This is a genomic window from Imperialibacter roseus (assembly GCF_032999765.1).
GTDB lineage: Bacteria > Bacteroidota > Bacteroidia > Cytophagales > Cyclobacteriaceae > Imperialibacter > Imperialibacter roseus.
This window is the reverse complement of sequence record NZ_CP136051.1, coordinates 5703049-5727509: the sequence shown is the minus strand read 5'-3', so window position 1 is coordinate 5727509 and position 24461 is coordinate 5703049. Positions and strand designations below refer to the sequence as shown.

General features: G+C 46.6%; 26 protein-coding genes and 1 pseudogene. 15 read left to right on the top strand and 12 right to left on the bottom strand.

What is annotated here, in order from left to right; all coding sequences use genetic code 11:
- The first annotated feature begins 73 nt into the window (after positions 1–73).
- Positions 74–790, top strand: coding sequence for a hypothetical protein (locus RT717_RS24080; RefSeq protein WP_317488893.1), 717 nt, complete (start codon positions 74–76; stop codon positions 788–790).
- Between the two features lie 171 nt (positions 791–961).
- Here the strand turns inward: RT717_RS24080 and RT717_RS24075 are convergent, their stop codons facing one another.
- Positions 962–1618, bottom strand: coding sequence for a Tll0287-like domain-containing protein (locus tag RT717_RS24075; protein WP_317488892.1), 657 nt, complete (start codon positions 1616–1618; stop codon positions 962–964).
- A gap of 90 nt (positions 1619–1708) precedes the next feature.
- Between RT717_RS24075 and prfA the strand changes: the two genes are divergently transcribed.
- From prfA to RT717_RS24030, 9 genes are all read left to right on the top strand, one after another.
- Positions 1709–2776: a peptide chain release factor 1 gene (gene prfA / locus RT717_RS24070; RefSeq protein WP_317488891.1), complete on the top strand. Its 1068-nt coding sequence runs from the start codon at positions 1709–1711 to the stop codon at positions 2774–2776.
- A gap of 30 nt (positions 2777–2806) precedes the next feature.
- On the top strand, positions 2807–4204 hold the full coding sequence (locus tag RT717_RS24065) for a right-handed parallel beta-helix repeat-containing protein (protein WP_317488890.1): 1398 nt from the start codon (positions 2807–2809) through the stop codon (positions 4202–4204).
- 127 nt (positions 4205–4331) lie between these two features.
- Positions 4332–4700 (top strand): secondary thiamine-phosphate synthase enzyme YjbQ, encoded by a 369-nt coding sequence (locus RT717_RS24060; RefSeq protein WP_317492380.1) that lies wholly within the window; start codon positions 4332–4334, stop codon positions 4698–4700.
- A 76-nt stretch (positions 4701–4776) separates the two neighbouring features.
- Complete coding sequence (gene trxA, locus RT717_RS24055) at positions 4777–5559, top strand: thioredoxin (RefSeq protein ID WP_317488889.1); 783 nt, start codon at positions 4777–4779, stop codon at positions 5557–5559.
- Between the two features lie 109 nt (positions 5560–5668).
- Complete coding sequence (locus RT717_RS24050) at positions 5669–6346, top strand: DUF4956 domain-containing protein (protein WP_317488888.1); 678 nt, start codon at positions 5669–5671, stop codon at positions 6344–6346.
- Positions 6347–7339 carry an HlyD family secretion protein gene (locus RT717_RS24045; protein WP_317488887.1) on the top strand — a complete coding sequence of 331 codons (993 nt, stop codon included), beginning with the start codon at positions 6347–6349 and terminating at the stop codon, positions 7337–7339.
- Positions 7336–8571 carry a hypothetical protein gene (locus tag RT717_RS24040; RefSeq protein ID WP_317488886.1) on the top strand — a complete coding sequence of 412 codons (1236 nt, stop codon included), beginning with the start codon at positions 7336–7338 and terminating at the stop codon, positions 8569–8571. The genes RT717_RS24045 and RT717_RS24040 overlap by 4 nt, the downstream gene beginning before the upstream one ends.
- A 14-nt stretch (positions 8572–8585) precedes the next feature.
- Entirely contained in the window at positions 8586–10253 is a 1668-nt protein-coding gene (locus RT717_RS24035) for a CotH kinase family protein (RefSeq protein WP_317488885.1), read from the top strand.
- Between the two features lie 254 nt (positions 10254–10507).
- Positions 10508–11269: an SDR family NAD(P)-dependent oxidoreductase gene (locus tag RT717_RS24030; RefSeq protein ID WP_317488884.1), complete on the top strand. Its 762-nt coding sequence runs from the start codon at positions 10508–10510 to the stop codon at positions 11267–11269.
- Here the strand turns inward: RT717_RS24030 and RT717_RS24025 are convergent.
- Together RT717_RS24025 and RT717_RS24020 are read right to left on the bottom strand one after the other, a co-directional pair.
- Entirely contained in the window at positions 11266–11754 is a 489-nt protein-coding gene (locus RT717_RS24025; RefSeq protein ID WP_317488883.1) for a DinB family protein, read from the bottom strand. The two genes, RT717_RS24030 and RT717_RS24025, sit on opposite strands and share 4 nt — an antisense overlap.
- A gap of 3 nt (positions 11755–11757) precedes the next feature.
- A complete protein-coding gene (locus tag RT717_RS24020; RefSeq protein WP_317488882.1) occupies positions 11758–12171 on the bottom strand; it encodes a VOC family protein in 414 nt (137 codons plus the stop codon).
- A 68-nt stretch (positions 12172–12239) separates the two neighbouring features.
- On the opposite strand from RT717_RS24020, the pseudogene RT717_RS24010 reads away from it, so the two are divergent.
- Positions 12240–13132: pseudogene (locus RT717_RS24010) on the top strand (patatin-like phospholipase family protein).
- Entirely contained in the window at positions 13129–13743 is a 615-nt protein-coding gene (locus tag RT717_RS24005; protein ID WP_317488879.1) for a class I SAM-dependent methyltransferase, read from the top strand. The pseudogene RT717_RS24010 and the gene RT717_RS24005 overlap by 4 nt, the downstream one beginning before the upstream one ends.
- Here RT717_RS24005 and RT717_RS24000 read toward each other — a convergent pair whose 3' ends face one another.
- The 3 genes from RT717_RS24000 to RT717_RS23990 are packed head-to-tail and all read right to left on the bottom strand — an operon-like array spanning position 13744 to position 15538.
- Positions 13744–14541 carry a TPM domain-containing protein gene (locus RT717_RS24000; protein ID WP_317488878.1) on the bottom strand — a complete coding sequence of 266 codons (798 nt, stop codon included), beginning with the start codon at positions 14539–14541 and terminating at the stop codon, positions 13744–13746.
- A complete protein-coding gene (locus RT717_RS23995) occupies positions 14516–14953 on the bottom strand; it encodes a TPM domain-containing protein (RefSeq protein ID WP_152001479.1) in 438 nt (145 codons plus the stop codon). Before RT717_RS23995 ends, RT717_RS24000 begins: the two co-directional genes overlap by 26 nt.
- A 3-nt stretch (positions 14954–14956) precedes the next feature.
- Positions 14957–15538 (bottom strand): LemA family protein, encoded by a 582-nt coding sequence (locus RT717_RS23990; RefSeq protein WP_317488877.1) that lies wholly within the window; start codon positions 15536–15538, stop codon positions 14957–14959.
- A gap of 72 nt (positions 15539–15610) precedes the next feature.
- Between RT717_RS23990 and RT717_RS23985 the strand changes: the two genes are divergently transcribed.
- Positions 15611–16156, top strand: coding sequence for a hypothetical protein (locus RT717_RS23985; protein ID WP_317488876.1), 546 nt, complete (start codon positions 15611–15613; stop codon positions 16154–16156).
- 205 nt (positions 16157–16361) lie between these two features.
- Positions 16362–18266 (top strand): CASTOR/POLLUX-related putative ion channel, encoded by a 1905-nt coding sequence (locus RT717_RS23980; protein WP_317488875.1) that lies wholly within the window; start codon positions 16362–16364, stop codon positions 18264–18266.
- Here the strand turns inward: RT717_RS23980 and RT717_RS23975 are convergent, their stop codons facing one another.
- Both RT717_RS23975 and RT717_RS23970 read right to left on the bottom strand, forming a co-directional pair.
- Complete coding sequence (locus RT717_RS23975) at positions 18267–18452, bottom strand: hypothetical protein (RefSeq protein WP_152001483.1); 186 nt, start codon at positions 18450–18452, stop codon at positions 18267–18269.
- Positions 18453–18609: 157 nt separating this feature from the next.
- The gene (locus RT717_RS23970; RefSeq protein WP_317488874.1) at positions 18610–20316 is read right to left on the bottom strand and encodes a DUF6909 family protein; all 1707 of its coding nucleotides are present in this window, start codon (positions 20314–20316) and stop codon (positions 18610–18612) included.
- Positions 20317–20488: 172 nt separating this feature from the next.
- Between RT717_RS23970 and gdhA the strand changes: the two genes are divergently transcribed.
- Positions 20489–21832, top strand: a complete 1344-nt coding sequence (gdhA, locus tag RT717_RS23965) for an NADP-specific glutamate dehydrogenase (RefSeq protein ID WP_317488873.1) — start codon at positions 20489–20491, stop codon at positions 21830–21832.
- A gap of 271 nt (positions 21833–22103) precedes the next feature.
- Here the strand turns inward: gdhA and RT717_RS23960 are convergent, their stop codons facing one another.
- From RT717_RS23960 to RT717_RS23945, 4 genes are all read right to left on the bottom strand, one after another.
- Positions 22104–22811, bottom strand: coding sequence for a metallophosphoesterase family protein (locus tag RT717_RS23960; RefSeq protein WP_317488872.1), 708 nt, complete (start codon positions 22809–22811; stop codon positions 22104–22106).
- A gap of 18 nt (positions 22812–22829) precedes the next feature.
- Entirely contained in the window at positions 22830–22964 is a 135-nt protein-coding gene (locus tag RT717_RS23955; RefSeq protein ID WP_317488871.1) for a hypothetical protein, read from the bottom strand.
- 517 nt (positions 22965–23481) lie between these two features.
- Positions 23482–23805 carry a LiaF transmembrane domain-containing protein gene (locus RT717_RS23950; RefSeq protein ID WP_317488870.1) on the bottom strand — a complete coding sequence of 108 codons (324 nt, stop codon included), beginning with the start codon at positions 23803–23805 and terminating at the stop codon, positions 23482–23484.
- 6 nt (positions 23806–23811) lie between these two features.
- The gene (locus tag RT717_RS23945; protein WP_317488869.1) at positions 23812–24429 is read right to left on the bottom strand and encodes a hypothetical protein; all 618 of its coding nucleotides are present in this window, start codon (positions 24427–24429) and stop codon (positions 23812–23814) included.
- Positions 24430–24461: the final 32 nt, after the last annotated feature.

The window sequence follows — 24461 nt, the reverse complement described above, 5'->3', positions numbered from 1 at the left end:
ATGGCAATTAAATTTTGTTGAGTTGTAATAAAGGACAATATTCAGTGATCTTTTATTTTTAACAGCCAACAAAATGAAAAAAACTATTTTTATCCTTCTTGTAATCATCTTTTGCTCTGAGGCACAAGCGCAGAAAAAAGTGGCTCTCGTTAATTTTTCAGTGAACAAAGAAATTGGGCCTGGCGACTTTGGCACCAATGCTGGTCTTGTTAGTGAGATCACCGTTTTGGCCGCCAATAACAACTTTGATCTTCAATCAGTATTCGATAGCTTCTACAAATCGTTTAACGACGACTTTGCCAAAGGATTTCCGTTTCAGCTGCTTCCGGAAAATGATGTGTTGAACAACGCTGAGTACCAGGCCTATGACCCTAAATATGACAAGGCAATGTATGTTTTGTCAAAGCAAGGGTATAAGAATCTCGCCAGGCCATTGCTGGGAATGGGTAAGGCCGACAAAGATGCGATGGCTTCTATTTTTAAGACTTCAGCTGACGGAGTTTTGATGGTGTTCATTGGCTTTGAGCTTGAGAAAATGGCAGTGATGGGGGTCGGGGTGGTCAAAATTAAGGCCTTCTACAACATGATTTGCTACGACAAGGAGGGGAAAAAAGTGTTCGACATCAACGAGAAAGGGATTTCCAAAAAGAGCCTTCCGCTTGTTGCTGGAATTCCAATCATGGACAAAGAAAAGGTGCAGCCTATGTGCGAGGACGCTGCCGATCAGTTGCTGAAGGAGCTTGAGGGAACATTGAAAAAAGTAGTGTCCAAATCGGCAAAAAAACTATAAACTCGGTGCGAGAGTAGCCCAAACAGGCTACTCTTTTCCCGTTCTCCACCTCTTCTTTACTGAGCCGGCAAATAAAGATCTTAGCTCTTTTGATCCAGCCGTATTATGGGTAAAAAAAATGCACATTTTCAGATTCTATGTTGAACCAGTTACCCTCTCAATCACTATTCCTCACAACTCCAACACCAACTCCTTCTTCTCGAACACCACTTTCCATATACCCCGCCACTCGCCCAGCTCGTAGCCGGTGGCTTTGTCCTCAGGGTAAAGGCCCTTGATTTTGTCTGCTACTTCCTGGGTAAGCTCTTTACCCGGTGTGCCATGGCATTGGAGGCACAGCGCAGCGCCCATCATGATGGGTCGGGTGTAAACTACTTGTGTGGAATTGTCTTCCATAAATACTTCTTCCCTCGGGGCTTGTCCCTGCTCCACACTGTAGGTGTAAGCTTCCATAATGGCTACTTCATCGTCAGTGGGTGCGTCTTTTGGGTTGCGCCATTTGTTGCTCACTCGCCTGATGGCAACATGGTTAGCCTTGGATAGCGAGTCTACCAGCGGAAAAGCATTCAAATTGCAATACTCTACCGCTCCCAGTATGCCCTCCGACTCAATCTTTTTTATCAGGGTTTGAAGCAAAACCTTTTGTGCTGCGTCGGTAATGGCCAGTCCCCTTTCTTTGGCTTTGTCAGTAATTTGCGACGGAAGCACGTGCTTCACTTTTCGGTCTTCCATTTCTTTTTTTACTGCCTCGCTATTCCCTTTGTCCATAGGGCCACAGCCAGCAGCAATCAGACACACGGACAAGCAAAGGATTATTGGCGTTCTCATAGGCGGGTTATCTAATGATCTGTTAAAATAACCACACTTAATCGAAAAAAGATCAGCGGTTTATTAATTTTGCAGCTTAATTTTTCAGGAATGCTCGATAAACTAGAGGCCATCAAAAAGCGCTTTGAGGAAGTAAGCGACCTTATTGTTCAGCCCGATGCCATGGCTGACATGGCACAATACACCAAACTGCACAAGGAATACAAGGAGCTTAGCCGCATTGTTGCTAAGCTGGAGGAATATAAGAAGGTAAAGAACGACCTGAAGGGAGCCAAAGAACTGCTCAACAAAGAGAAGGATCCGGAACTCCGGGAAATGGCCAAGATGGAGATTGAAGAGCTTGAGCCAAAAGAGGAGGAGCTGGAGGAAGAGCTCAAACAACTACTGATTCCCAGAGACCCTAATGACAGCAAAAACGTCATTTTGGAAATAAGAGGTGGTACCGGCGGCGACGAGGCAGCTATTTTTGCCGGTGATCTTTTCCGTATGTACCAGCGCTTTGCTGAGGAAAAAGGCTGGAAAATGAATGTGCTCGATCTGACCGAAGGCACGTCAGGTGGCTACAAAGAGATTATCGCCACCGTTTCAGGTGAAGACGTTTACGGCATGCTTAAGTTTGAGTCGGGCGTGCACAGGGTGCAAAGGGTGCCGGCCACCGAAACTCAGGGGAGGGTGCACACTTCCGCCGCTACTGTGGCCGTGCTGCCCGAAATGGAGGAAGTGGAGGTAAACATCGACATGAACGACGTTCGGAAGGACACTTTCTGTTCTTCAGGCCCTGGCGGCCAGTCGGTGAACACCACTTATTCGGCTATTCGCCTGACTCACATCCCCACTGGTATTGTCGTAAGCTGCCAGGACGAAAAGTCGCAGATCAAAAACTTCGAAAAAGCCCTGAAGGTATTGCGGTCAAGGATTTACGAAGTAGAGCTGAAAAAACACAACGATGAAGTAGGCGCCCAGCGCAAGTCGATGGTGGGTAGCGGCGACCGTTCTGATAAAATCCGCACCTACAACTATCCCCAAAGCCGGGTAACCGACCACAGGATAGGGTTAACGGTTTACAACCTACCCGCAGTTATGGATGGCGATGTGGGTGAGTTTATTGAGCAATTGCGGATTGCCGACCACTCGGAGAAGCTGAAGGATGGAGAATAATTCCACACTTCCATCGTTCAAAATGCACTTATGTTGACCCGTCGACTCGTATGGCTGCTCATTCTTCCCCTTTGGTGGGCATGCACACCCGACGAAGAGGTTTTTTCTGAGCTTTCTGATGAGTCTCTTTACTTTTCTACCGACACGCTGTACTTCGACACGCTGCTGACCACCCAGTTGAGCCCGTCGTACAGGCTGCTGCTTTACAACCCCAACAAGAGTGGAGTTATAGTGCCTGGGATCAGACTCAAACAGCTGGAAGGCTCTCCATTTGAGTTGACCATCAATGGCTTGTCGGGAAAGGCATTCAACAACATCAAAATCCTGGGCAAGGATAGCCTGCTCGTGTTGGTCAATGGCAGGCTACCCGTTACGGGTGAGGTCGAAGCGAAGAGAGTGCTGGACTACCTGGAAGTGGTAGGCACCACCCGTACCAATGTGGTGCTGGATGCCTGGGCGCAGGATGCGTCATACTACAAGGGGCTCAGTATTATCGAAGAGGATCAAACCTGGGAAGCTGGTATGCCCTATGTTGTTTCAGACTCACTGGTTGTTGCCCCTGGTGTAACTTTAACTATTAAGGCGGGTGTTGAAGTGCTTATGCAACCGGGAGCTCATTTGTTTGTACTGGGCACGCTTATTACCGGGGGAACGCCAGACAAAAAAGTGATCTTTAGAAATACCCGTAACGACCGAGACTATCGGGAAGCTCCTGGCCAATGGGTTGGCATTTATTTCCTGGAGGGGAGTAAAGACAACTTCCTTAATCATACCGTGATCAAAAATGGGGAGGTAGGTTTGAGAATAGGTACGCCCGACGATGACGACATTCCTGATGTAGTGATTGCCAATAGTACCATTGGCAACATGTCGTCCGATGGCATTCTGGCCTTGACGAGTGATGTATACGCCTACAACACTGTCGTGTACAATGCGGCTCGTTATCTGGTAGCGAACGTGGCTGGCGGCAACTACCGCTACGAGCACTGCACTTTTTCCAATTACCCCTCCGACTTCTTTCGGGAAGACCCTTCGGTCATTTTCTCAGACAATATTTTGCTGGCAAATGAAGAGCTGCTTGCAGCACCGTTAGAGGCACGGGTATTCAACAGTGTGATTTGGGGTACGCAGAAGGAGGAGATCGAGTTCAATACCGGGGGAGGCGCCAGCTTCATTTACCAGGTCGGCAACAGCTTATTGAAAACGACCAACTCGCTACTGAACGCCAACAACAACCTGATCAACACGCCGCCAAAATTCTTCAACGAATTTTTGTACGACTATCGCCCTGATAGTTTATCGCCTCTTATCAACAAGGCAAAATACCTCAATATCGATCTCGATAACCTTGGGCACCAAAGAGACAGCCTTCCTGACATCGGGGCTTACGAATGGGTTCCTGGACAAAAGGAAAACGACGAGGGGTAATTAAGCAGCTTTAAATGCGTTTGCCCTTTGCACAGGTTGCAAATCAGGTACCCAATCGTTACTATTAGTCATGGAATTTTTTCAGAAAAAGATAACGCTAAAGCCCTAGCCAAGGGGGTTTCATCTTATTACCAGAGAGGTGTTGGAACAGTTTCCTGAGCTGCAAAAAATCAAGCAAGGTGTGCTACAGGTGTTTATTCAGCACACATCGGCCAGCCTCACGATCAATGAAAATGCAGACCCGACCGTTAGGGTTGACTTCGAAAGTCACTTCAATAAAATGGTACCTGAAAATGCACCTTACTATCGGCATACCATGGAAGGCCCCGACGACATGCCGGCACACATCAAAGCATCGTTGCTGGGAGCATCCGTACAGCTTCCGGTTACCAATGGCAGCCTCAACACTGGCACCTGGCAGGGCATTTACCTTTGCGAGCACAGGAACTATGGAGGAAGCCGCCACCTGGTGCTGAACGCCTGGGGAAACACGTAGAGCAGTCTTCAAAAGTGTTGTTTTTAGGAACTGCTAGCGCCCACCTTTTTGTTAAATGGCTGGAAATAATTAAACCATGGATTTTGATAAAGAAGTAATAGCAAAAAGTAAAAACGTGCCCGTTGTTGTCGACTTTTGGGCACCCTGGTGTGGCCCCTGTCAGTTTTTAGGGCCGATCATAGAAGAACTGGCCGGTGAGGCCAACGGTGCCTGGGAATTGGTGAAGGTGAACTCGGACGAAAACCAGCACTTGTCTGCAGCGTATGGCATCAAGGGCATTCCGGCAGTCAAAATGTTCCATAAGGGCGAGGTCGTTGCCGAATTTACAGGCGCACTTCCCAAACATGAAATTCAAAAATGGCTGGATCAATATTTGCCAAGCGAGGAAAAGGAGCTTTTGAGCCAAATAGAGCAAAAACTGATCGCTGGCGATGAGAACGCCCTGGGTGAATTGGAGAGTTTTATTATTGACTATCCGGCGAGTGATGAGGGGAGGATGCTGATGGCCAGCAGTATTGTTTTGCAGGATCCTTCCACGGCGAGAGAAGTGCTGTTAAAGGTGGTGAACAGAAATAAGTTCTTCGAGGACATCCAGCGAATAGAAGAAATGGCGGATTTTCTGGAAGCAGACATTTCTGTTGACAGTGCAGTTGGAAAAAAACTCGGAGCGGCGCAGGAGGCTTTTAAAAACAATGACCCCGAAAGCGGCATTAGCTTGCTCATAGAAGCAGTTACGATCGACAAAGCGTTTATGGAGGAGCTGCCCAGAAGGGCGGCCGTCGCTTTCTTTCAGCTCATCGGTGCACAAAATGAGCTGACAAAAAAGTACCGGCGTAGGTTCGATATGGCACTTTATTGACGAAAAGAGTGGAAATTAATAGCGAGCGGCCCTACCAGGTCGCTTTTTTTTTACGTTAAGGATACATTACTTAGATGTTACGCTAGAGTAAATACGAACATTAGAATGTATGCTTGAATTTTTTCCGGTGGAGCTTCAGTCGGGGTTCCCCACTTTCATCACAGCTATTTACACCCTGATGTGGGGCCTTGTTTTGGCTTCGCTTATCGCCGTCACGCATAAAAAGACCTACACGGGTTTCGTGTATCCTGACCAATTTTTTATTTCGATGATCCTAGCCACGCTGGTGTCCACCGCCGTAATGATGTCGATAGGAGACAGCCTGGCACGTGGCTTGGGCATTTTTGGGGCACTGGCCATTATCCGGTTCAGAACCAGAATAGAGGAGCCCAAAAACCTGCTTTTTCTTTTTTCCACACTGGCATTGGGCATAGCACTGGGTGTTTACGGGTTCAGCATCGCTATTTCCAGCACCTTCATGTTTTGTCTGGTGGCCTGGCTACTTCATTTTTTTGTAGAGAGAAAGAACCAGAAAGAGCGTTTTACGCTCGTAGTGACCATAGAAACAATGGAGCTGGCGACACAAATTGAACAAATTATAAAGCCGTTGAGCGTGAAAATTCGGTTGGTTAGTCAGCAAAAAGGAAAGGAAGCTACCTGGCAGCTCGAGTGGCAGGTGGTTCGGGTAGCCGGAGAGGCGGCAACGTCTTTTTTGCAGCAAATGAGTGAGATCGAAGGGGTTCTTCAGGTGAAATGGTCAAAATCAGGAAATTTGGTAAGAGTGTAAATGAGCATCCCAAAACAAAACTATTACGCATTCTATATAACAATTGTGCTTCTGGCTGGGGCTCTCCTCTATTTCAGCCTCGACTATCCTGTGCGCAAAGCCAATTTATATGGCGTTGTGGAAAGCCCCAAGGTGAGACTCAACCATCCACGCAAAGCAGTTATCCTTGAGGTGAACGTTACCCCCGGCCAAAAAGTAGAAAAGGGCGCTGTACTGATGCGGCTTGAGTCGCAGGCCATCCTCGATGACCTTCAAGACCTGGCCTATAAAGAAGCTAAGCTTGAAGCTACAAGCGAAAAGGAGCTTTTTGAGTTTGAAATCGAAAAAAATGAGCTGGCTCTGGAGCTAGAGCAGGAGCGCACGAAAAAAGAGCAGGCTATCGCCGAGATCAGGATGGCAGAGAACCGGGACGCCTCCTGGCTAAAGAATTTCACTACTGCCGAAGCAAAAGACACCACAAGCGCAGCAGCCTGGAAGCTGGCGATTGTTGAGCAAAATTTTGAGGCAAGTGTTTCCGAGAATAAACTCAAACAGTCGTTGTTACTAAAAAAGAGGCAGCTACAAGTAAAGGCCATTGAAGCCAGCAGGGAAGAGCTGCTACATGAGAAACAGAGACTGGAGGCAGAAAAGGCATCGCTTGTGTTGTTGGCTCCCGCCAGCGGCATCGTCGACAATGTCTATTTTATGCAGGGTCAAACCGCCGATGGCTTTTCTGATTTGCTGTCGCTATTGCCTGACGAAAACAAATTTGTGAGGGCCTATATTACAGACCAAACCAATATTGTTGGCGAGCTCTCCCGGGTGGTGGTGCAGTCGGCACTGGAAACAGATAAGAAAACGACAGCTACCTATATCGGGTCAGGCGGTGTTGAAGTGCTGCCTACTATGATGCAACAGCTGCCTGTTCAGCAATCCGGCAAAGAGATCTTCTTCAAACTCGATAACACAAAAGGCTGGCTTCAGGGAGAAAAGGTAATGATTCTGGTGCCATGAGAGGTAGCAAGCTTTTAGCGACAGGCCTTTTCTTCCTCCCCTTTTTCGTGGAGGCCATGCAGCAGCCCCTGCCGTTGTTTGATCAAATCACAGTCGGAATTGAGAATAGGCCCGAAATAAAAGCAGCCAAACAGCAGGTAGAATGGTTTCAGCAGAACAGGTACGGCGTAGCTTATTTTGATGAGATTGATTTCAGAGTGGGAGGCATCACCAACGACAAAACTGAGTACGCCTTCCGTCTTCGTCCGACCAACCCTTTCTATTATGCGGCAGGAAAAAGTATGGGCAAACTTTTGGAGACGGAGGCCCAGTTGAAGTTGAAGGAGGCAATGCAAACAGCTCTTTTCGATAAGATTGAAACCTGGCTGAAAATCAGCTATGTCGCATTGCAATTCCAGGAAACCGAAGCGTCTGTTGCCTGGCGGCAGAAGTGGTTGGAGAATATGGCTCAATACATTTCCGAAGGCGAATTTGATGCCGAAGAATTGCTTGATGTGGAGCTTGAAAGGATTGATCTGGTAGTGAACCGCATGGAATTGTCCGAGGAATTGGAGAATGAGCTTGCTGATTTCCTGGATGATCCGAATCCAGCTAAAGTAGAAACACTTGCCCAGTCATTGTTTGAGAGCGTGTTCCCCGATGTGGCGTTGGAAAAGTTGTTGAGCACAGTGGACGAGTTAATGCAGGTGCCATCAGCGGTGCGGCTTGCCACGGAGAAGGAGCAGTTGAATGTGCAGCTCGCAGAGAGTAAGGTGCTGCTGGAAAAACGTGATTGGGACATCGGCTTTGTGCAGCCCGAGTGGGATGTGGAGGGCAAAGAGAGGTTTGGCTTGCGGGTAGGCATCGGCATCCCAATTTTCAACACCAATCGCATGCAAACGCAGAACAGGCAGTTGTCTCTGATCAATGATAAATGGGCGGAGGTAAAGGCAAGAACCGAGTGGGATGTTCAACTAAATGGGGCCTATGAGAAAACACTGAGGATAGCGGAACGGCTCAAAGCCCTGCAAGAACTGGATGCTCAATTAGACGCATATCGACAGAAATTGTCTGCCATAGACCCTGGCGATGCGAGAGAAAGCCTCTTAAAGTGGCTAAAAGCGAAGGAAAAGCTAAGGGGTAGAGTAATTAAGGATCAGTTTTTGTTGCTGTCGGCCTACCTGGATTACCTTAAGCTTAAAGGCCTGCTGGTTGAGCCAACAGCCTTGAGCTATTTTGAAGACATTTGGTAAGTAAACCTACTTTTATGAAAACAACATTGCTAAGAGCTCTGCTTGCAGGAGCCATTTTTTGCACGCTGTCCGCTCAGTCACAGTCTGTTGATTTTGAGTCGTCAAACCTCCCCATTATTATCATCGACACCGAAGGGCGTACCATTGTTAACGAACCCAAGGTGAAAGCAAGAATGGGCATAATCAACAATCCGGAAGGGATTACTAACAATATCTCCGGTCCTTTTACTGACTACGACGGCTTCATCGGTATTGAATTCAGGGGCTCCTCTTCTCAAGCCCTGTTTCCAAAGAAGTCCTTCGGCATTGAGACCTGGGACGATCAAGGCCAGGATCTTGATACGGCCATTTTGGGTTTTCCGGCCGAGGAAGACTGGGTTTTGCACGGGCCTTACTCCGACAAAACGCTAATGCGGAACAAACTAACCTTCGATCTTTTCTCATTCACTGAACGCTATAGCTCAAGAACAAAATATGTTGAAGTGGTGCTCAATGGGCAATACCACGGCATCTACCTATTTATGGAAAAGGTGAAGAGGGACAAAAACAGGGTGGATATAGCCAACCTAAAGCCAGAGGATAACGAGGGAGAAGAGCTGACCGGAGGCTACATTTTGAAGCTCGATAAGTTTGACGGCAGCGGTGGTGGGGGCTTTGCGTCAGAGTACCGACCAAACAATTATAAAAACAGTGATCAGGTGGCCTTCTTTCAATACGATGAGCCAGCAGATGACGAAATCACCAGCGCTCAAAAGGCATATATACAAAGCTTTATGAAGAGCTTCGAAAGTGCTCTGAAGTCGAGTTCCTTTAGGGATCCGGTGTCGGGCTACCGCAAATATATAGAGCTGTCGAGCTTTGTTGACTTCTTCCTGATCAATGAGCTCAGCAGAAATGTTGATGGCTACAGGCTCAGCACCTTTATGTACAAGGACAAAGATGACAAGGGTGGGCTCCTGACTCTTGGGCCAATATGGGACTTTAACCTTGCGTTTGGCAACGCCGACTACTGCCAGGGAGGAAACACCCAGGGCTGGGCCTATAAGTTCAACGACATTTGTCCGAACGACTTCTGGCTGGTTCCCTTTTGGTGGGACAAACTGATGACCGACCCTGTTTTCAGACAACAGGTGAAATTGCGGTGGATGACGCTGCGGAGTGGTGCCTGGTCCGACGAAGCAATAAGCACGATGATTGATGAATATACCGACGTCTTATCTGAGGCCAAAAATAGGAATTTTCAAAGATGGCCGGTAATTGGCCAGTACACGTGGCCCAACAATTTTGTCGGAGCAACTTACATGGCGGAGGTGGACTACCTAAGGAACTGGATCACTCAGCGCACCACTTGGCTGGATCAGCAGATAGAAAATTTTGAAGGGCCAATGGATGTAACCGGACTAAGCAACAGAGAAGTTGATCTGGTGACGTTTCCTAATCCTTTTGTTGATTTAATATACTTCCAAAATGAAGCCCCGGCTGGGGTTGAGTCAATAAAAATATTTTCATTCTCCGGGCAGCAAGTGAGAACCATTAATAACCGGGGAAAATTAGGCAGCAAACTGACCTGGGATGGCAGAAATTCAAACGGAGAGGAATTGCCGCCAGCTGTTTATCTCTATCAGGCATTTTCAGGTGACGGAAAAGTGACGGTTGGAAAGATCATCAAATCAGCACGTTAGATGAATTGTGGATAACTTAGCAAAAATTGTGGATAATCACACACAAAAACCATAACTTCTTATATATAAGATAGTTAACTTATTTTAGTTATCGACATTCTTAAACCAGATTCACCAATTTTCCTGGTCTCCCGCTTCGCTGAGGCTGCCTTACTATTGGTAAATTGGAAAATCATTCTAAGAGAGGATTGCTTATTGACTTTTAGTTTCAGCGCTAATCACTTATTTTTCGGCATATCGAATGATCCTTCACTATGTACATTAATTTATCTGGCCTGAATGTGCTCGTAACAGGAGCCAGCAGGGGCATAGGCAAAGCCATTGCGGCTAAGCTGGCAGAAGCCGGAGCCACCGTGGCAGTGCATTACCACAAGAGTGGCAGAGAGGCTGAAAACCTGGCCCATGTGCTGGGTAATGAGAGCAAAGCTTTTCAGGCAGATTTGGCTCAACCAGATCAGGTAGTGCAGCTGTTCGATAAGGTGGTGAGTGAATTTGGGTCTCTCGAACTTTTGGTCAACAATGCGGGTCTGGCCATAGCTTCCGACATGGGTTCAGCCGATAAGCAGTGGCTTGAAGAATGGAACAAAACCATGATGGTTAATCTTAACGCAACTGCCATTCTTTGCAAAAGGGCCATCGATCATTGGCTCAAAAGAAAGGCCACAGGAAGGATCATCAATATCTCGTCACGAGCGGCCTTTAGAGGTGACACTGCCGAGTACCTGGCCTATGCAGCGTCGAAGGGTGGGGTGGTATCGCTTACCCGTTCGATAGCGAGGGCTTACGGTAAGCAGGGTATCAAAGCGTTCAATATTGCGCCAGGTTTTGTGCGAACCGATATGGCCAAAGAATTTGTGGAGCGTTATGGCGAGCAGGTGGTGCTTGGTGATTTGGCACTTGAACGACTCACTGAGCCGAAGGACATCGCACCCATGGTGACCTTCTTATGCAGCGGCCTGGCCGACCATGCGACTGGCAGCACCATTGATATCAACGCAGGCAGCTACGTGCACTAGCTGGAGGGCAGGTAGGCGCTCACAACCTTCGCTGTGGTCACCATTTGGCCAGCATGGTAAATGTCGTGATGCACGATGCCCTCAATCAGGTGTTTAAAGTCGTAGGACTTTCCCGGTACTTGCTTCGCAAATGTATCCGTTGAAGTTTTTTGAATAAGATCCAAGAGCTTTGTCTGGTTGTCGTCGAAGGCCTGGAGCAAAGCGGGCCACTCCGCTGCGTTCGTTACTCCCGATTGACTCCAGTCTTTCTCAGAATCGATAGGTACGTTATACCCCTCATTGCCTTTTAGTTGTTCTACCACATAGGTGCGCCAGGTAAGCATGTGTTGTGCCAGCTGGAAGACCGAATGTGAAGAATCATCGGGGCGCACGCCTGCCTTTTCCGGCATAATTTCCCGCAAAATTGTTCTAACCGGCTTGCCATACCAGGGCGAACCTGAATAAACATCCTTCAACTGACTTACTACGATTTCGACCCAGCTCATATGTTAATGGGCAAAAACCTGCGACATGTCCTGAAACGACTTGAACTCCAACGCATTGCCACTCGGATCGAGAAAAAACATAGTAGCCTGTTCGCCAACTTCGCCTTTGAACCTCACATGGGGCTCAATAATGAACTCGATGCCTTGCTTGGTCAGCCTGTCGGCCAGCTCATGCCATTCTTCCCACTTGAGTATGGCTCCAAAATGCCTGACAGGCACCTTGTCGCCATCCACCTCATTTGTTTTTGCCTGTGCTACTTCGTCCGGCTTCAAATGGGCGCTGATCTGATGCCCAAAAAAGTCGAAGTCGATCCACTTCTCAGCTGAGCGGCCTACTTTGCAGCCAATCACTTCAGTGAAGAACTTTCGGGTAGCCTCAATATCGCTAACGGGGAAGGCGAGGTGGAATGGGGTCATTTTGTTGGTGTTTAGATTTAGCTCGAAAATTTACATATTAAAGTGTCTGTTAAAAACTATTTTTACATATGAGTAAAAAAGTAGCGTTGGTGCTTTCGAGTGGTGGGGCCAGAGGAGTCGCACATATTGGCGTAATCGAGGGGCTCATTGACCACGGCTTCGAGATCAGTTCAATCGCTGGTTCGTCTATGGGATCAGTGGTTGGTGCGTTTCATGCTTGTGGCAAGTTGCCGGAATTCAAGGATTGGATTAGCCATCTTGATAGAATTGAGGTTTTTAAACTCATCGATTTTACTTTCAGTTCGCAAGGCTTTATCAGGGGGAAAAGGTTTTCAAGAACCTGGAGAAAGTTATCCCGGATCGGCCAATAGAAGAAATGCAAATCCCGTTCATTGCCGTTTCAACTGACCTCAACACACAAAAGGAGAAGGTGTTCGACTCCGGGAGCATGTATCATGCTATCAGAGCATCAGTAGCAATACCCACCGTGCTCACGCCCCTTAAGTCGGGTGAAAGTCTGTATGTCGACGGCGGTGTGACCAATCCTGTGCCGGCTGATAAAGTGAAAAGAACCAAGGGAGACATCCTCGTTGTTTCCAATGTAAATGCATTCAAGCCGTACGTTAGTCCTTTAAAGAAACAAGAGAAAAGAGAGTCCAATCAATACACAAAGCGACTGGAGGAAATGATGAGCAAGATAAGCAAAGTGATTCCTGGCTCCAGCTCCGCAAAGAAGAAATTGGGGTTCTTTGATTTGCTCAACGACTCCCTTGACCTTCTGCAGGATCGGCTTACTTCAGAGCTATTGAAGCAATACAAGCCGGGGTTAAGTGTTGAGGTGTCAAGGCGGGCTTGTTCTACATTTGAATTCTACAGAGCCAAAGAAATAATTGAGGCCGGAAGGCAGGCATTTGAAGAGGCCTTGAAGGCATCCAACCTTTTGTCGGAATCGGAGCAATGAACTTCAGAGAACTCAATGCCCAACTGGGCAACATCGACATCTACCTGTTGGATCAAATACTCAAGGGCCGCTTTGAAGGAAAAAGCAAGGTGCTGGACGTAGGCTGTGGCGAGGGTCGAAACCTCATTTATTTCGCCAGAGAAGGCTTTGATGTGTATGGTTTCGATCAAAACCCTTCTGCATTGCAAATGCTTCGATACCTGCTCAAGGGGGTCAGACCGGATTTTGATGAAAGAAAGCTGATAGAGGGAGATGCGCAGAGTTTGCCTTTGCCAGCCGGTTACTTCGACATTGTAGTCAGCAGTGCTGTGCTACACTTTGCTGAAAGCGTGGATGCTTTTCACAAACAGGTGGCCGAGTTGTTTAGGGTATTAGCTCCCGATGGCATTCTTTTTATTCGCATGACCAGCGATATTGGCCTTCCGGATGCCATTGAGAATCTGGGAAGTGGTCGCTACCTGATTCCTGATGGATCGGCAAGGTTTTTACTCACCAGAAGTTTGATCGAGGAAATCGTTGAGAAGTTTTCCTGGCAGCTGATAGAACCCGTGAAAACCACTGTGGTGGACGATGTTAGATGCATGACAACCCTGGTATTCAGAAAAGCCTGACTACCAGGAACCGCTGGCACCACCGCCACCGAAGCTTCCACCCCCGAAGCCACCAAAGTCGCTCCCGCCGCCGAAACTTCCTCTGCCACTGTTAAAATCATTGAAAGTATTGCCACGGCCCCGATTCATGCTCGACATGAGGAAGAGCATTGTCCAGAACCCAGGCTTGCGTGAAGAAAAATGCCCTCTTCTTCCCCGAAAAACCGAAATAATAGGAATGATGACAAAGAAGAAAACGATAATAAGAGACAAAATTCCCGGCGTTTTTTTTGCCGTTCGTGGGTCTGCCTTGAACTCGCCTGAGGCCATGCTCATCATAAGGCTCGTAGCTTGATCAAGCCCCTCGAAATATTTTTCTTGCTTGAAGTTAGGTATGATGTATCTGTCAATTACTCTTTTTACATATGCATCGGGAATAGGCCCTTCCATTCCATACCCGGTTTTGATACTAACCTTTCTGTCGTTTTGAGCGACAAGAATAATTATGCCATTGTCGTATTTTTTCCCGCCAATACCCCACTCCTCAGCAAGCTCAACGGCGTATACATCAATATCATTCTGACCTACCGTTTCTACAATAACAATGGCCATTTCGGTGGAGGTGCTATCTCTGTATTGCCTTAGCTTACTCTCCAGCATATTAGATTCCTGAGATGTTAGCAAATTTGCATAGTCATTCACGATCCTCGGCGGCGACATTGGCTTTGGAAAACTCTGGGCCGAAGCCGCTAAGCCGGCCATAAACAGTAAACCAGTGAAAAAATAGAGAAACTTAATTTTGGCCAAAGGAAATGTCATCAGGGAGTTCGTTTACGTCGTCTTTTTGGTAAGGGAAATGTTCTTTTAGCTGGGCTCCGGCCATACGGATGCCATCACTCAGGCCAAGGGTCAGTTGCCCTGACACGAAGCGATCCTTCATGTGGTCTTTAATGTCGCCCCAGTAGTGGTCAGGCACCACCTGGTTAATGCCGGCATCACCAATTATCGCAAATTGATGATCTTCCACAGCCAGGTAAAAAAGCACACCGTTTCGTTGCTTGGTTTTCTGCATGTTCAATGTGGAAAAAACTTCTGCAGCCCTGTCCAGCACATCTTTCTGACAATGTCTTTCGATGTGTACCCTGATTTCGCCGGAGGTTGCCAGCTCGGCCTCCTTGATCGCTTGCACGATATTGCGGCGTTCTTCTTCGCTAAAATATTCTTTCGCCATAGTTTAGAATTTTACTTCAGGTGCTTTTTCCGCACCCTCAGAAGCTTCAAAATAGCCTTTTTTCTCAAAACCCAATAAATTGCCGGGAAACCTCCGGATAGTGGTATTGTATGCCTGTACTACTTCATTAAATTTTTTTCTTTCAACAGCAATCCTGTTTTCGGTGCCTTCAAGCTGGGCCTGAAGCTCCAGAAAGTTTTGATTGGCTTTCAAATCAGGATAACGCTCGGCCACCACCATCAGCCTGCTAAGTGCCGAACCAAGTCCGTCCTGAGACTGCTGAAACTGCTGCATTCCTTCAGGAGACAAGTTATCGGCACGAATGGTTGTTGACGTTGCCTTGGCCCGGGCTTCAACTACCTGGGTGAGGGTCTCTTTTTCAAAGTCGGCGTAGCCTTTTACCGTGTTCACCAGGTTGGGGATAAGGTCGGCCCTTCTCTGGTAAACATTTTCCACCTGAGACCATTGGCCATCAATCCCCACTTCGAGAGTAACTATATTGTTATATAAGCGATAATAGCCACAGGCTGAAACCAAACCAACAAACACAACCAGCAATACAATAGCAATAAGTATTTTCTTCATTGTTTAATTGTTATAAGACGGAAAACTAATCAGAGAGATGTTTGTGTTCAAAGGAAGCACTATTCTTACCAAATGAAAAATGTATTGACCTTAGTAGGGGCTGTATTTTTTCTACTAGCATGTAACGTTGACAAAGGCAAAAAAGTTGATGTTGAGAAACTCGACTTTAAAACAACGGACCGTTCCGAACTCTTTTTCAAGAACATGCGGCAGTCAGCCTACACCACAACGGAACAGCAAGAAGCTGGGGTTTACCTCTATACCCACAAAACATGGGACGAAGATTCTTTGTCGCCCTTGGTGCCGACCATTGTGTTCAATTGGCGACAGGACAGGGCCTATCTGATGCTTAACTGGTCAGAGAAGTGGAGTGTCCTGGAACAAATCGATGTTACGGTCAGCAGCGACACACTTCCTGGCTATCAGCTTATTTATCGGGAGGGCAATATGCAGGACCAGTTGACCTTTTCAGCCACTCTTTATAATGCGATGATGGATGGGGGGCGATTTGCGCTTCGAAAAGACGAAGAGAAAGTGCCGCTTTTTACATCTGACGAAAAAAGAGAAGCATTTCGGGTGACGCTGTATGATTACCTCCGGCTTACCGGGTGGTTTTAATCTTTCTGTTATAGTTGAAGCGACGGTGAATCACAGAATAGGCTGGTATTCCGCCAGTAATTTTATAACCATCTCACAGCCAAAGGTGTTTTATCCCAAATATATCCGGTAATTGAAACGTTTATGCTTTACTATACTGGTAAATTAGATAATTTTGTTTCTATCGACGAAATGGAATTTTTTTTGAGCTGTTTAAACCTTTTAAATGAATAACGAATCAACCAAGGCCCGGCTGAAATACGCATTTGATAATTTCATGTCCGCTGGCTCTACCAAGCTTATTTCGTACCTGGGCTTGGTGGCATTGCTCCTGGTTTTGATGTTCGCCACCATTCTTTATTTGGGCAATATTCATCCCGATGAGGTAACCAGACTCAGCTTCATTGACACCTTCTGGACAAGTCTGATGCACGTGCTGGATCCCGGTACTATTGGCGAGCACGATGGCCACTGGGATTTCCGGATTTTCATGTTCCTGGTCACGCTGCTTGGTATTGTCATCCTCAGTATCCTGATTGGTTTGATTTCCAATGGCATCATGGACAAGCTGGATCAGCTAAGAAAAGGTCGTTCGTTCGTAATGGAGCAGGATCATGTGCTCATCCTTGGCTGGTCTTCAAAAATATTTACCATCATTCCAGAGCTTATCATCGCCAACGAAAACCAGAAGAATCCTAAAATTGTAATCCTGGCCGACAAGGATAAGGTGTTGATGGAGGACGAGATAAAGGACAAAATTGGCAACACCAAGAACACTAAGATCATTTGCAGAACGGGTAACCCGATCGACCTCCATGACCTCGAGATTGGCAACCCTGTTAACTCAAAGTCGATCATTATCCTGGATAAAGAGAATGAGAATTCTGATAGCCAAATTATTAAAACGATCCTGGCCATCATTTCCAGCCCACACAGGAGGCAGGCCCCGTATCATATCACAGCCGAAATAGAAAACAAAAGGAACTTCGAAGTGGCAAAAATGGTGGGCAAGGACGAGGTGGAACTTATCCTTTCCGACGACTTTGTTTCCAAAATCATGGTGCAAACAAGTCGTCAGTCGGGGCTGTCGGTTGTTTATATTGAGCTGATGGATTTTGGTGGCGATGAAATCTATTTTGTGGAGGAGCCAAAGCTTGTCGGCAAGACTTTTCGGGAGGCTATTTTCAGCTATGAAGACTCTGCTATCATTGGTATACAGTTCGCCTCCGACAACCATGTGGAGGTAAATCCGCCAATGAGTACCGTCATTCAGCCTGGCGACTTAATGATTGGGGTCACCGAAGACGATGACACAATGATTGTGTCTAATCGCACAAATTTCAATTTGGAAGAAGGCTCGATAAGAACGACCGAAGTAGATGTTCCCCACGCCGAGACAATTCTATTGATTGGATGGAACAACAGAGCTAAAACGATCATTCAGGAACTGGATAATTATGTACAGCCTGGGTCTTCAATTAAGGTAATCTCGAAGTTTGACGATGCGGTAGCGCAGATAGAGAAGCTTAAAAAGACAGTGAGCAACCTCACTCTTGAGTTTGAAATGGTTGACACAACGGACAGGGCAGTTTTGGAGATGCAGAAATGCCAGACGTTCGACTATATCATGCTGCTGTGCTATCAGGAGTACTACCCCATTCAGGAGGCGGATGCCCAAACACTAATCACACTGCTGCACCTGCGTAATATTTCTTCCAGTTCTCCACGAAAAATGAACATTGTGTCGGAGATGCTCGACATGAGAAACAGGCAGCTGGCAGATATTACCAGTGCCGACGATTTTATTGTCAGTGATAAACTGTTAAGTTTATTGATGACTCAGGTAGCTGAGAACAAGTACCTGATGAGGGTTTTTGAGGATCTTTTTGATGCGGATGGTTCGGAGATTTACATAAAACCAGTTACCGACTATATCAATGTAGATAAGCCAGTGAACTTCTACACGATTCTGGAGTCGGCCGCCAGAAAGAATGAAGTTGCTATTGGCTACCGGAAAATTTCCGATGCCAGAAATGCCACCCAGGGCTATGGGGTAGTGGTTAACCCAAAGAAATCTGATCTGATTACCTTTTCCAGTAAGGACAAGATAATCGTGCTGTCAGAAGACTAGTTAAGCAAACGCCTCATTCTTCAGGGCAAGCCTGATTTCTTTTAGCGCCTGGCTCTTTAGCCTTGCTTTGACCCGCTGATCATTTAGTTGCAGTTCTGAGATGTACTCAAGCACATCTTTTTGCTGATCTGTCTTTAGGTTCTCCACCGAGTGAAGAATTTCCGATTGTAGATTACTCAGTTGCATGATTTGGTACAATTAGCTACTGTAAATAACGTAATACAGCGTAACTTGTTCATTACTATTCTATTACCCTATCATTACAGATGTAATATTTCTTCCATAATCGCTGAAAACGGAGGGAGCTTTCCGTAGCATTGGGGTTTTGCTTCTGAGTGTGTGGCTATTCTTGTTGTTGAAAGATTTTGTTGATAATGGCAGTGGTGATCAGGTAGGTTGGTTTTACACCAACAAGGCCCAGGCTGCCCGAAGCAAGTGTGTTGCCCGTTACCAAAGGGTTGTCAGATGCGTAGTAGGCGTACCTTAGCACCACGTCTTTGCTGATACTGTTGCGGATAATCGCATGTGATTGAATAGCCTTCTGATAGTGTGCCCCCTCCATTTCCAGCCCAATGGCATTCCACGAAGAGCTTTCGAAGTACTCCAGCACTTCTTTGTTTTGAAGAGAGGTGCCAAGCACGGTGATCATAGGCCCTTCGCAAACATATAATCCCTTTGCGTGGAAGTCGCTGGCCTTGAAATCATTGACGATCGGGTAATTGTCCGCCGTGCCTTCGAACACATGCGCCGTGGGAATCATGATGTCTCCTTTGCCGCCCTGCAATATGCCTGCCTTGCCCATGATATTGATAGACGCCACTCTAATTGAGATTTGATCGTTTTCCTCCAGTGGCTTCAAAAGCTCATCCATGATCTCATAGGCCTGCTCACCAAAGGCGTAATCGAAAACGATGAGCACTGGTTTCTTGCTCCAGGTCTTTGCCTGGTCAGCTTTAATTTCTGCGGGGAGAAGATCAAAGTTGATTTTGGCGGTGTCGATTACCTGAACAGAGATGTTGGTTCCGTTGCTGTCTTTGATGAGGTGCAGGCCATTTTTGGACGCAAATGCTTCTACCCGGTCATTGAGCTCTTTGTTTTTCGGGTCGCTCAGCATAAGCGCCACATCTTCCAGGCTTTGCTTCTTGCGCTCCGATTCTTTTAGGGCAGCAAAACAGTAAAGAGTGTTGAGGAAACTGTGAAGGTTGGCGCTGATGACATGGATGGGTCTGTCGAGCAGCTTTGCTTTTATCAGGTATTTGTTGATTTGCTGCGACCAGCGCTCACCGTACATGTGGTGTCCAATGCGCTGGCGGAGTGTGGGGGAAAAAGAAATTTCAATGGTTTTGTTTTCCTGTTTTTCACGAATGATCAAGGTGCCCAGCCAGTAGACAATGTGAAACAGACCATTGTTATTCGACTTGGACGACTGCAGGCGCATAACAGCCGCCTTGGTCTCCTCATAGGTTCTGCCCAGCAAAGTGGACAAGTAGGTGAAGGCAAGCTCCTTGCTTTTTCCCTTCAAATCCTGCTCACTGATGACCAGCTTTTCCAGTGCGAGCCATTCTTTCCTCAGGTTACCACCCCCGTCATAGGCGTGCTCTTTTATTTTCTCCGCTTCGTGGTACATGAAGGTGAGGTGAGTGAGAATGTCGTAAATCTCACTTCTGCCTCTGGTTACCTCAATGAACATTTGCTCGTCATCAATCCTGTAGCAGTTTCTCTTTCTCGCATGAGGAATGAGCACTTCAAAGCCAGATTTGTGGTAGCCTTCTTCTGAGATCAGCCGGATAAAACGACACTCTTCTATCCCCTTTGGAAGTCGTTCGATTACATATACCAGCCCGTCCAACTCAACCTTTGAGGGGTCGTTCATTGAGCCGTAAATTTCCGGCCGGAGGGTGAGCAGTGAGTCGGTGAGTTGCTGGCCAGATGCCCCCGAAGGCTTGTATATGCCACTGTTGAACAGGTGGCGCATTTCGATATAAACTCTTTCAATGGCAGCCCTTGACTCCTGGGCTTTGGTTAGTTCAATGGGGTGGTGAAGCGACATTTTTTACGTTTCACACAAAAATAACCATTTACTTTCAAATGACCACTGTGCCAGGCACCGACAAACTGAATAGGGGCCCTCTGAAGGCGGTTTTTTCCGCCGAGTTTACGTTTGTCGCTGAAAACTTTTATATTAATTTTTTGAGATCAATCAACACCTAAAAAAAAGAGACATGAGCCACACTGCTTTAGTATCCGCATTTATGGAAAGAACTGCAGCAAAAAACCCCGGAGAGAAGGAATTCCTGCAAGCTGTATTGGAATTTGCGGAGGTGATAGTTCCTTTTGTGGAGGAGCATCCTGTGTACAAAAAGGCAAAAATTTTGGAAAGGATGGTAGAGCCGGAGCGAGTGGTGATTTTCAGGGTGCCCTGGTTGGACGACAAAGGAGAGATTCAAGTGAACCGGGGGTTCAGGATACAAATGAATTCCGCTATTGGGCCATACAAAGGTGGTTTGAGGTTTCATCCCTCTGTCAACCTGAGCATACTTAAATTTCTGGCATTTGAGCAGGTATTTAAGAATAGTCTTACTACCCTTCCGCTGGGTGGAGGTAAGGGTGGCTCCGACTTCGACCCCAAGGGAAAAAGCGACAATGAGGTGATGAAGTTTTGTCAAAGCTTTATGACGGAGCTTTGCAGGCATATAGGGCAGTTTACCGATGTGCCTGCCGGAGACATCGGTGTGGGTGCCAGGGAAATTGGGTTCCTTTTTGGGCAGTATAAGAAAGTGACCAACGAGTTTACGGGCGTGCTTACCGGCAAATCGTTGAACTATGGAGGCAGCCTGATCAGGCCCGAGGCAACAGGCTATGGCTGCGTTTATTTCAGTGACGAGGCGCTGCGGCACCATGGTCATGAGATAGCAGGCAAAACGGCCGTGGTTTCTGGCTCAGGAAATGTAGCTCAGTTCACCACCGAGAAGCTTATTGAACTGGGTGCAAAAGTTGTGACGGTGTCAGACTCATCAGGCTTTGTTTATGATAAAGCTGGCATTGACGCAGAGAAACTTGATTTTATTAAGGACCTGAAAAATGTAAGAAGGGGCAGGATAAAAGAATATGCTGACAAGTTCAAGGCGGAGTTTCATGAGAGCAAGACACCTTGGGGAATAAAGTGCGATATAGCATACCCTTGTGCCACACAAAATGAGCTTGACGAAGATGATTCCAAAACATTGGTGAAGAACGGAGTGATTGGCGTTTTTGAAGGGGCCAATATGCCTACTACCCCCGAAGCCATGCACTTCCTCAGGCAAAAAGGCGTGTTGTTTTCGCCAGGTAAGGCATCCAATGCAGGTGGTGTGGGCACTTCCGGACTGGAGATGGCACAAAACTCCCAAAGGCTTTCGTGGACACGGGATGAAGTGGACTATAGGCTTAAAATTATTATGAAAAGTATTCATGAAAACTGTGTTAACCATGGTGCTGGCAGCAAGATTGTTGACTACGTAAAGGGTGCCAATATCGCAGGGTTCAGAAAGGTAGCGGACGCCATGCTGCAGCAGGGCGTTGTGTAGTGCGGGTAAGAACTAGCAAAAAATTTAAATAGATTGTGAGCCAGGTAAGCTAATAGTTGGTGTCAACGCAATATTGATCTATATTTGAGCTCTCATAAAAATTTCGAAACTATGGCAATGGTAGTTATTATTGGTGTTTTGTTTGTGTTGGCGATTATTTGCCCGATTATTTTGCCCAACAGCAAAGTGAGCAGCCACAACAAAGACCTGGAAGTATAACGAGCAGGCTCGTGCCTGCAATTGCATCCAGGCTGTCTCCGGTTTTTTTGGTCTAGTCGATCCTGGGCTGAGTGAAAAGCTTCATTTCGTTTAGCTCAAGGCAGCAGAGCGATCCCATATCCTTTCTTTCGCCTGAATACACACAACCATTGTCCAGTGGAATCACTGGAAATTTCCTCTCTATTCTTTTCCTCATAATTGCCAATTCTACAGGAAAGTGTCCATGAACGAGGCGCTTGTTGCTGGCCTTACGGGCGTCGTAATGAAAGGCCCTCGTGTTGACCATGGCTCTGGTGTCGTCAAAAATGCTTTTCCTTTCAAAGTTGAACCCGGCATGTACAAAAAAGGTGGTTTCAGTTTCGTAGTACAAGGGAAGCGAAAGAAGAAAATCTACAAATAGCCGCTTGTTGTGATCCGAAACGGTCTGATACTCTTCATAACGTTTCATGTTAGCGTATTCCGAAGAATCGAGCCAATCGTCGTCGTCTCTGGTGAGTAAGGAGAGGAGGTACTGATCGTGATTGCCTGCCAGAGGAAAGACTTTGGGAAACCGGCTTTTTAAATCGATGATAAAGTTGAGGGTGTCGAATGAAGAGGGCCCCTTGTTTACGTAGTCGCCCAATAAAAAAAGAGGCCATTGCCCCTTATAGTCGATTTGATCCAATAAAGCCTTTAACGTATTGATGCAGCCGTGTATATCGCCAATAGCGTATACTTTTTGCTCATTTTCTATTGAAACAAATGAGCCTGATGTACTCATTTTTTCAAAAGCAAACCCCTATTTGTGGTTCTCGTCAGCCTTGGCTTTCGTTTTTCTAGCGTTAACGAAAAGAAGTGCATTAACAAGGGAGATAAGTCCAATAGCGATGTAAACGAAAAGATCAACACCGGAAGTAACTGCAGGATTAAACATATTGCTTGTGTTTTTACGTTGCGAATATAATCAGTTTGGCCAGCCGAAAAAACAGCCATGGGATAAATAAACAGCTTTACGTTAAAAAAGAGTGGCCAGTGTGCTCATTTCAGCGTTTCTGGATATGTCCCACCTGCGGAAATCATCAATTTGTTGAAAAAAATTACACAGGTAATGGCTTTAGCAAGTAGGAGGAAAATGATTCTTACATCGGCCCTACATTTGTATTGTAAGTAACAGAGCAACCCGTGCAGAAATGATGCCGGCTAGACAAAGCCAGGAAGCTCGAAAAAGAAATTAGTTTTTCAACACAGCTAAGGAACAAGTAAGTAGGAATAGTTTAATGTTTTGCAATCCAGCTAATGGTTAAAGGCAGCTTCGAATCGAGCTGCCTTTTTTTGTCGCTCAGCTTGAGAGTTCGGTTTCGCCGAACATAACAGTGCATTTGATAACCAATGTCTGGTCACATGACGGTCGGCTCAACCGAAAAGTGCGATTTGGTCAACTAAGCAGATTTTTAGTTCGAGGCTTCCTCGTCAGTTCTGTTTCGGTTACGGAAGAAGAGACTTGCACCGATAATGATTAAAACAATCGGCCAAATATCCCTGAAATTGAAACTCATAATGTCGGGAAGCAGAAAAACGGCTCCAATACCGGCAAGTATAAAACCAGATGAACGATTTCCGGTGAGGAAATTGAAGGCTCCAAGCCCAATGAGTAACATTTGCCAGGTATGGAAATACCATGGTAAATCGATGATATCGAGGTTTCTCAGCAGAAAAAGCACACCGATGACGATGAGAAAGAGGCCTAAGACCAAACGTCTTTGTGATTGTTCCATGATGTCTTATTTAAACCAACCGAATAGAAATGATAAGGTGAATGATGGACTGCTAAAATCTTTATTGTCGTAAAATGAATTGTTAATAGCGGACACCGTGCGGTAACCTACACCGGCATTGACTTTGAACCAATGAGAGAAGTTCATTTCAGCGTCCAACTGCGGCACCCACACGAACACATTGTCGGATATGGGTGAGGTGTTGGACAAAAAGTCATCTTCGGGTGTTAGCCGAAGCACGCCCCACCCCAGCTTGTTGCTAACGCCAAAGTGAACCAGCTTGTGGGGAAAGAATACATAGCCAGCGTAAAAACCACCGTGGGTAAAACTGGTTTCCCGCCTGATCCCCATTGCGTCTTTGTGTACGCTGTTGGACAGACTGAGTCCGTAACCACCGAGAAAGAGCGACCTGTTGAAGAGTACCGCCCCACCGCCGCCATTCATAATGGCAGCATGACCCTCGATGGATGAGAATTCCAGGATGATTCCTCCAAACCCGGAAATGTTGATTTTTTCGCCTCCGAACAACACTTTTGGCTCTTCGTCTCTCGCCCTGTTTTGGGCATGTAGATGGCACAAGCAAGCCATAGTAAAAACACAGACCAGGTAGAAAATCCGTTTCATTAGTTGAAGATAAAAAATTACCAAAAGTTAAA

Coding starts and splice junctions, on each gene's coding strand:
- RT717_RS24080 (WP_317488893.1), top strand. CDS start 74: ATGAAAAAAACTATTTTTATCCTTCTTGTAATCATCTTTTGCTCTGAG.
- RT717_RS24075 (WP_317488892.1), bottom strand. CDS start 1,618: ATGAGAACGCCAATAATCCTTTGCTTGTCCGTGTGTCTGATTGCTGCT.
- prfA (WP_317488891.1), top strand. CDS start 1,709: ATGCTCGATAAACTAGAGGCCATCAAAAAGCGCTTTGAGGAAGTAAGC.
- RT717_RS24065 (WP_317488890.1), top strand. CDS start 2,807: ATGTTGACCCGTCGACTCGTATGGCTGCTCATTCTTCCCCTTTGGTGG.
- trxA (WP_317488889.1), top strand. CDS start 4,777: ATGGATTTTGATAAAGAAGTAATAGCAAAAAGTAAAAACGTGCCCGTT.
- RT717_RS24050 (WP_317488888.1), top strand. CDS start 5,669: ATGCTTGAATTTTTTCCGGTGGAGCTTCAGTCGGGGTTCCCCACTTTC.
- RT717_RS24045 (WP_317488887.1), top strand. CDS start 6,347: ATGAGCATCCCAAAACAAAACTATTACGCATTCTATATAACAATTGTG.
- RT717_RS24040 (WP_317488886.1), top strand. CDS start 7,336: ATGAGAGGTAGCAAGCTTTTAGCGACAGGCCTTTTCTTCCTCCCCTTT.
- RT717_RS24035 (WP_317488885.1), top strand. CDS start 8,586: ATGAAAACAACATTGCTAAGAGCTCTGCTTGCAGGAGCCATTTTTTGC.
- RT717_RS24030 (WP_317488884.1), top strand. CDS start 10,508: ATGTACATTAATTTATCTGGCCTGAATGTGCTCGTAACAGGAGCCAGC.
- RT717_RS24025 (WP_317488883.1), bottom strand. CDS start 11,754: ATGAGCTGGGTCGAAATCGTAGTAAGTCAGTTGAAGGATGTTTATTCA.
- RT717_RS24020 (WP_317488882.1), bottom strand. CDS start 12,171: ATGACCCCATTCCACCTCGCCTTCCCCGTTAGCGATATTGAGGCTACC.
- RT717_RS24005 (WP_317488879.1), top strand. CDS start 13,129: ATGAACTTCAGAGAACTCAATGCCCAACTGGGCAACATCGACATCTAC.
- RT717_RS24000 (WP_317488878.1), bottom strand. CDS start 14,541: ATGACATTTCCTTTGGCCAAAATTAAGTTTCTCTATTTTTTCACTGGT.
- RT717_RS23995 (WP_152001479.1), bottom strand. CDS start 14,953: ATGGCGAAAGAATATTTTAGCGAAGAAGAACGCCGCAATATCGTGCAA.
- RT717_RS23990 (WP_317488877.1), bottom strand. CDS start 15,538: ATGAAGAAAATACTTATTGCTATTGTATTGCTGGTTGTGTTTGTTGGT.
- RT717_RS23985 (WP_317488876.1), top strand. CDS start 15,611: ATGAAAAATGTATTGACCTTAGTAGGGGCTGTATTTTTTCTACTAGCA.
- RT717_RS23980 (WP_317488875.1), top strand. CDS start 16,362: ATGAATAACGAATCAACCAAGGCCCGGCTGAAATACGCATTTGATAAT.
- RT717_RS23975 (WP_152001483.1), bottom strand. CDS start 18,452: ATGCAACTGAGTAATCTACAATCGGAAATTCTTCACTCGGTGGAGAAC.
- RT717_RS23970 (WP_317488874.1), bottom strand. CDS start 20,316: ATGTCGCTTCACCACCCCATTGAACTAACCAAAGCCCAGGAGTCAAGG.
- gdhA (WP_317488873.1), top strand. CDS start 20,489: ATGAGCCACACTGCTTTAGTATCCGCATTTATGGAAAGAACTGCAGCA.
- RT717_RS23960 (WP_317488872.1), bottom strand. CDS start 22,811: ATGAGTACATCAGGCTCATTTGTTTCAATAGAAAATGAGCAAAAAGTA.
- RT717_RS23955 (WP_317488871.1), bottom strand. CDS start 22,964: ATGTTTAATCCTGCAGTTACTTCCGGTGTTGATCTTTTCGTTTACATC.
- RT717_RS23950 (WP_317488870.1), bottom strand. CDS start 23,805: ATGGAACAATCACAAAGACGTTTGGTCTTAGGCCTCTTTCTCATCGTC.
- RT717_RS23945 (WP_317488869.1), bottom strand. CDS start 24,429: ATGAAACGGATTTTCTACCTGGTCTGTGTTTTTACTATGGCTTGCTTG.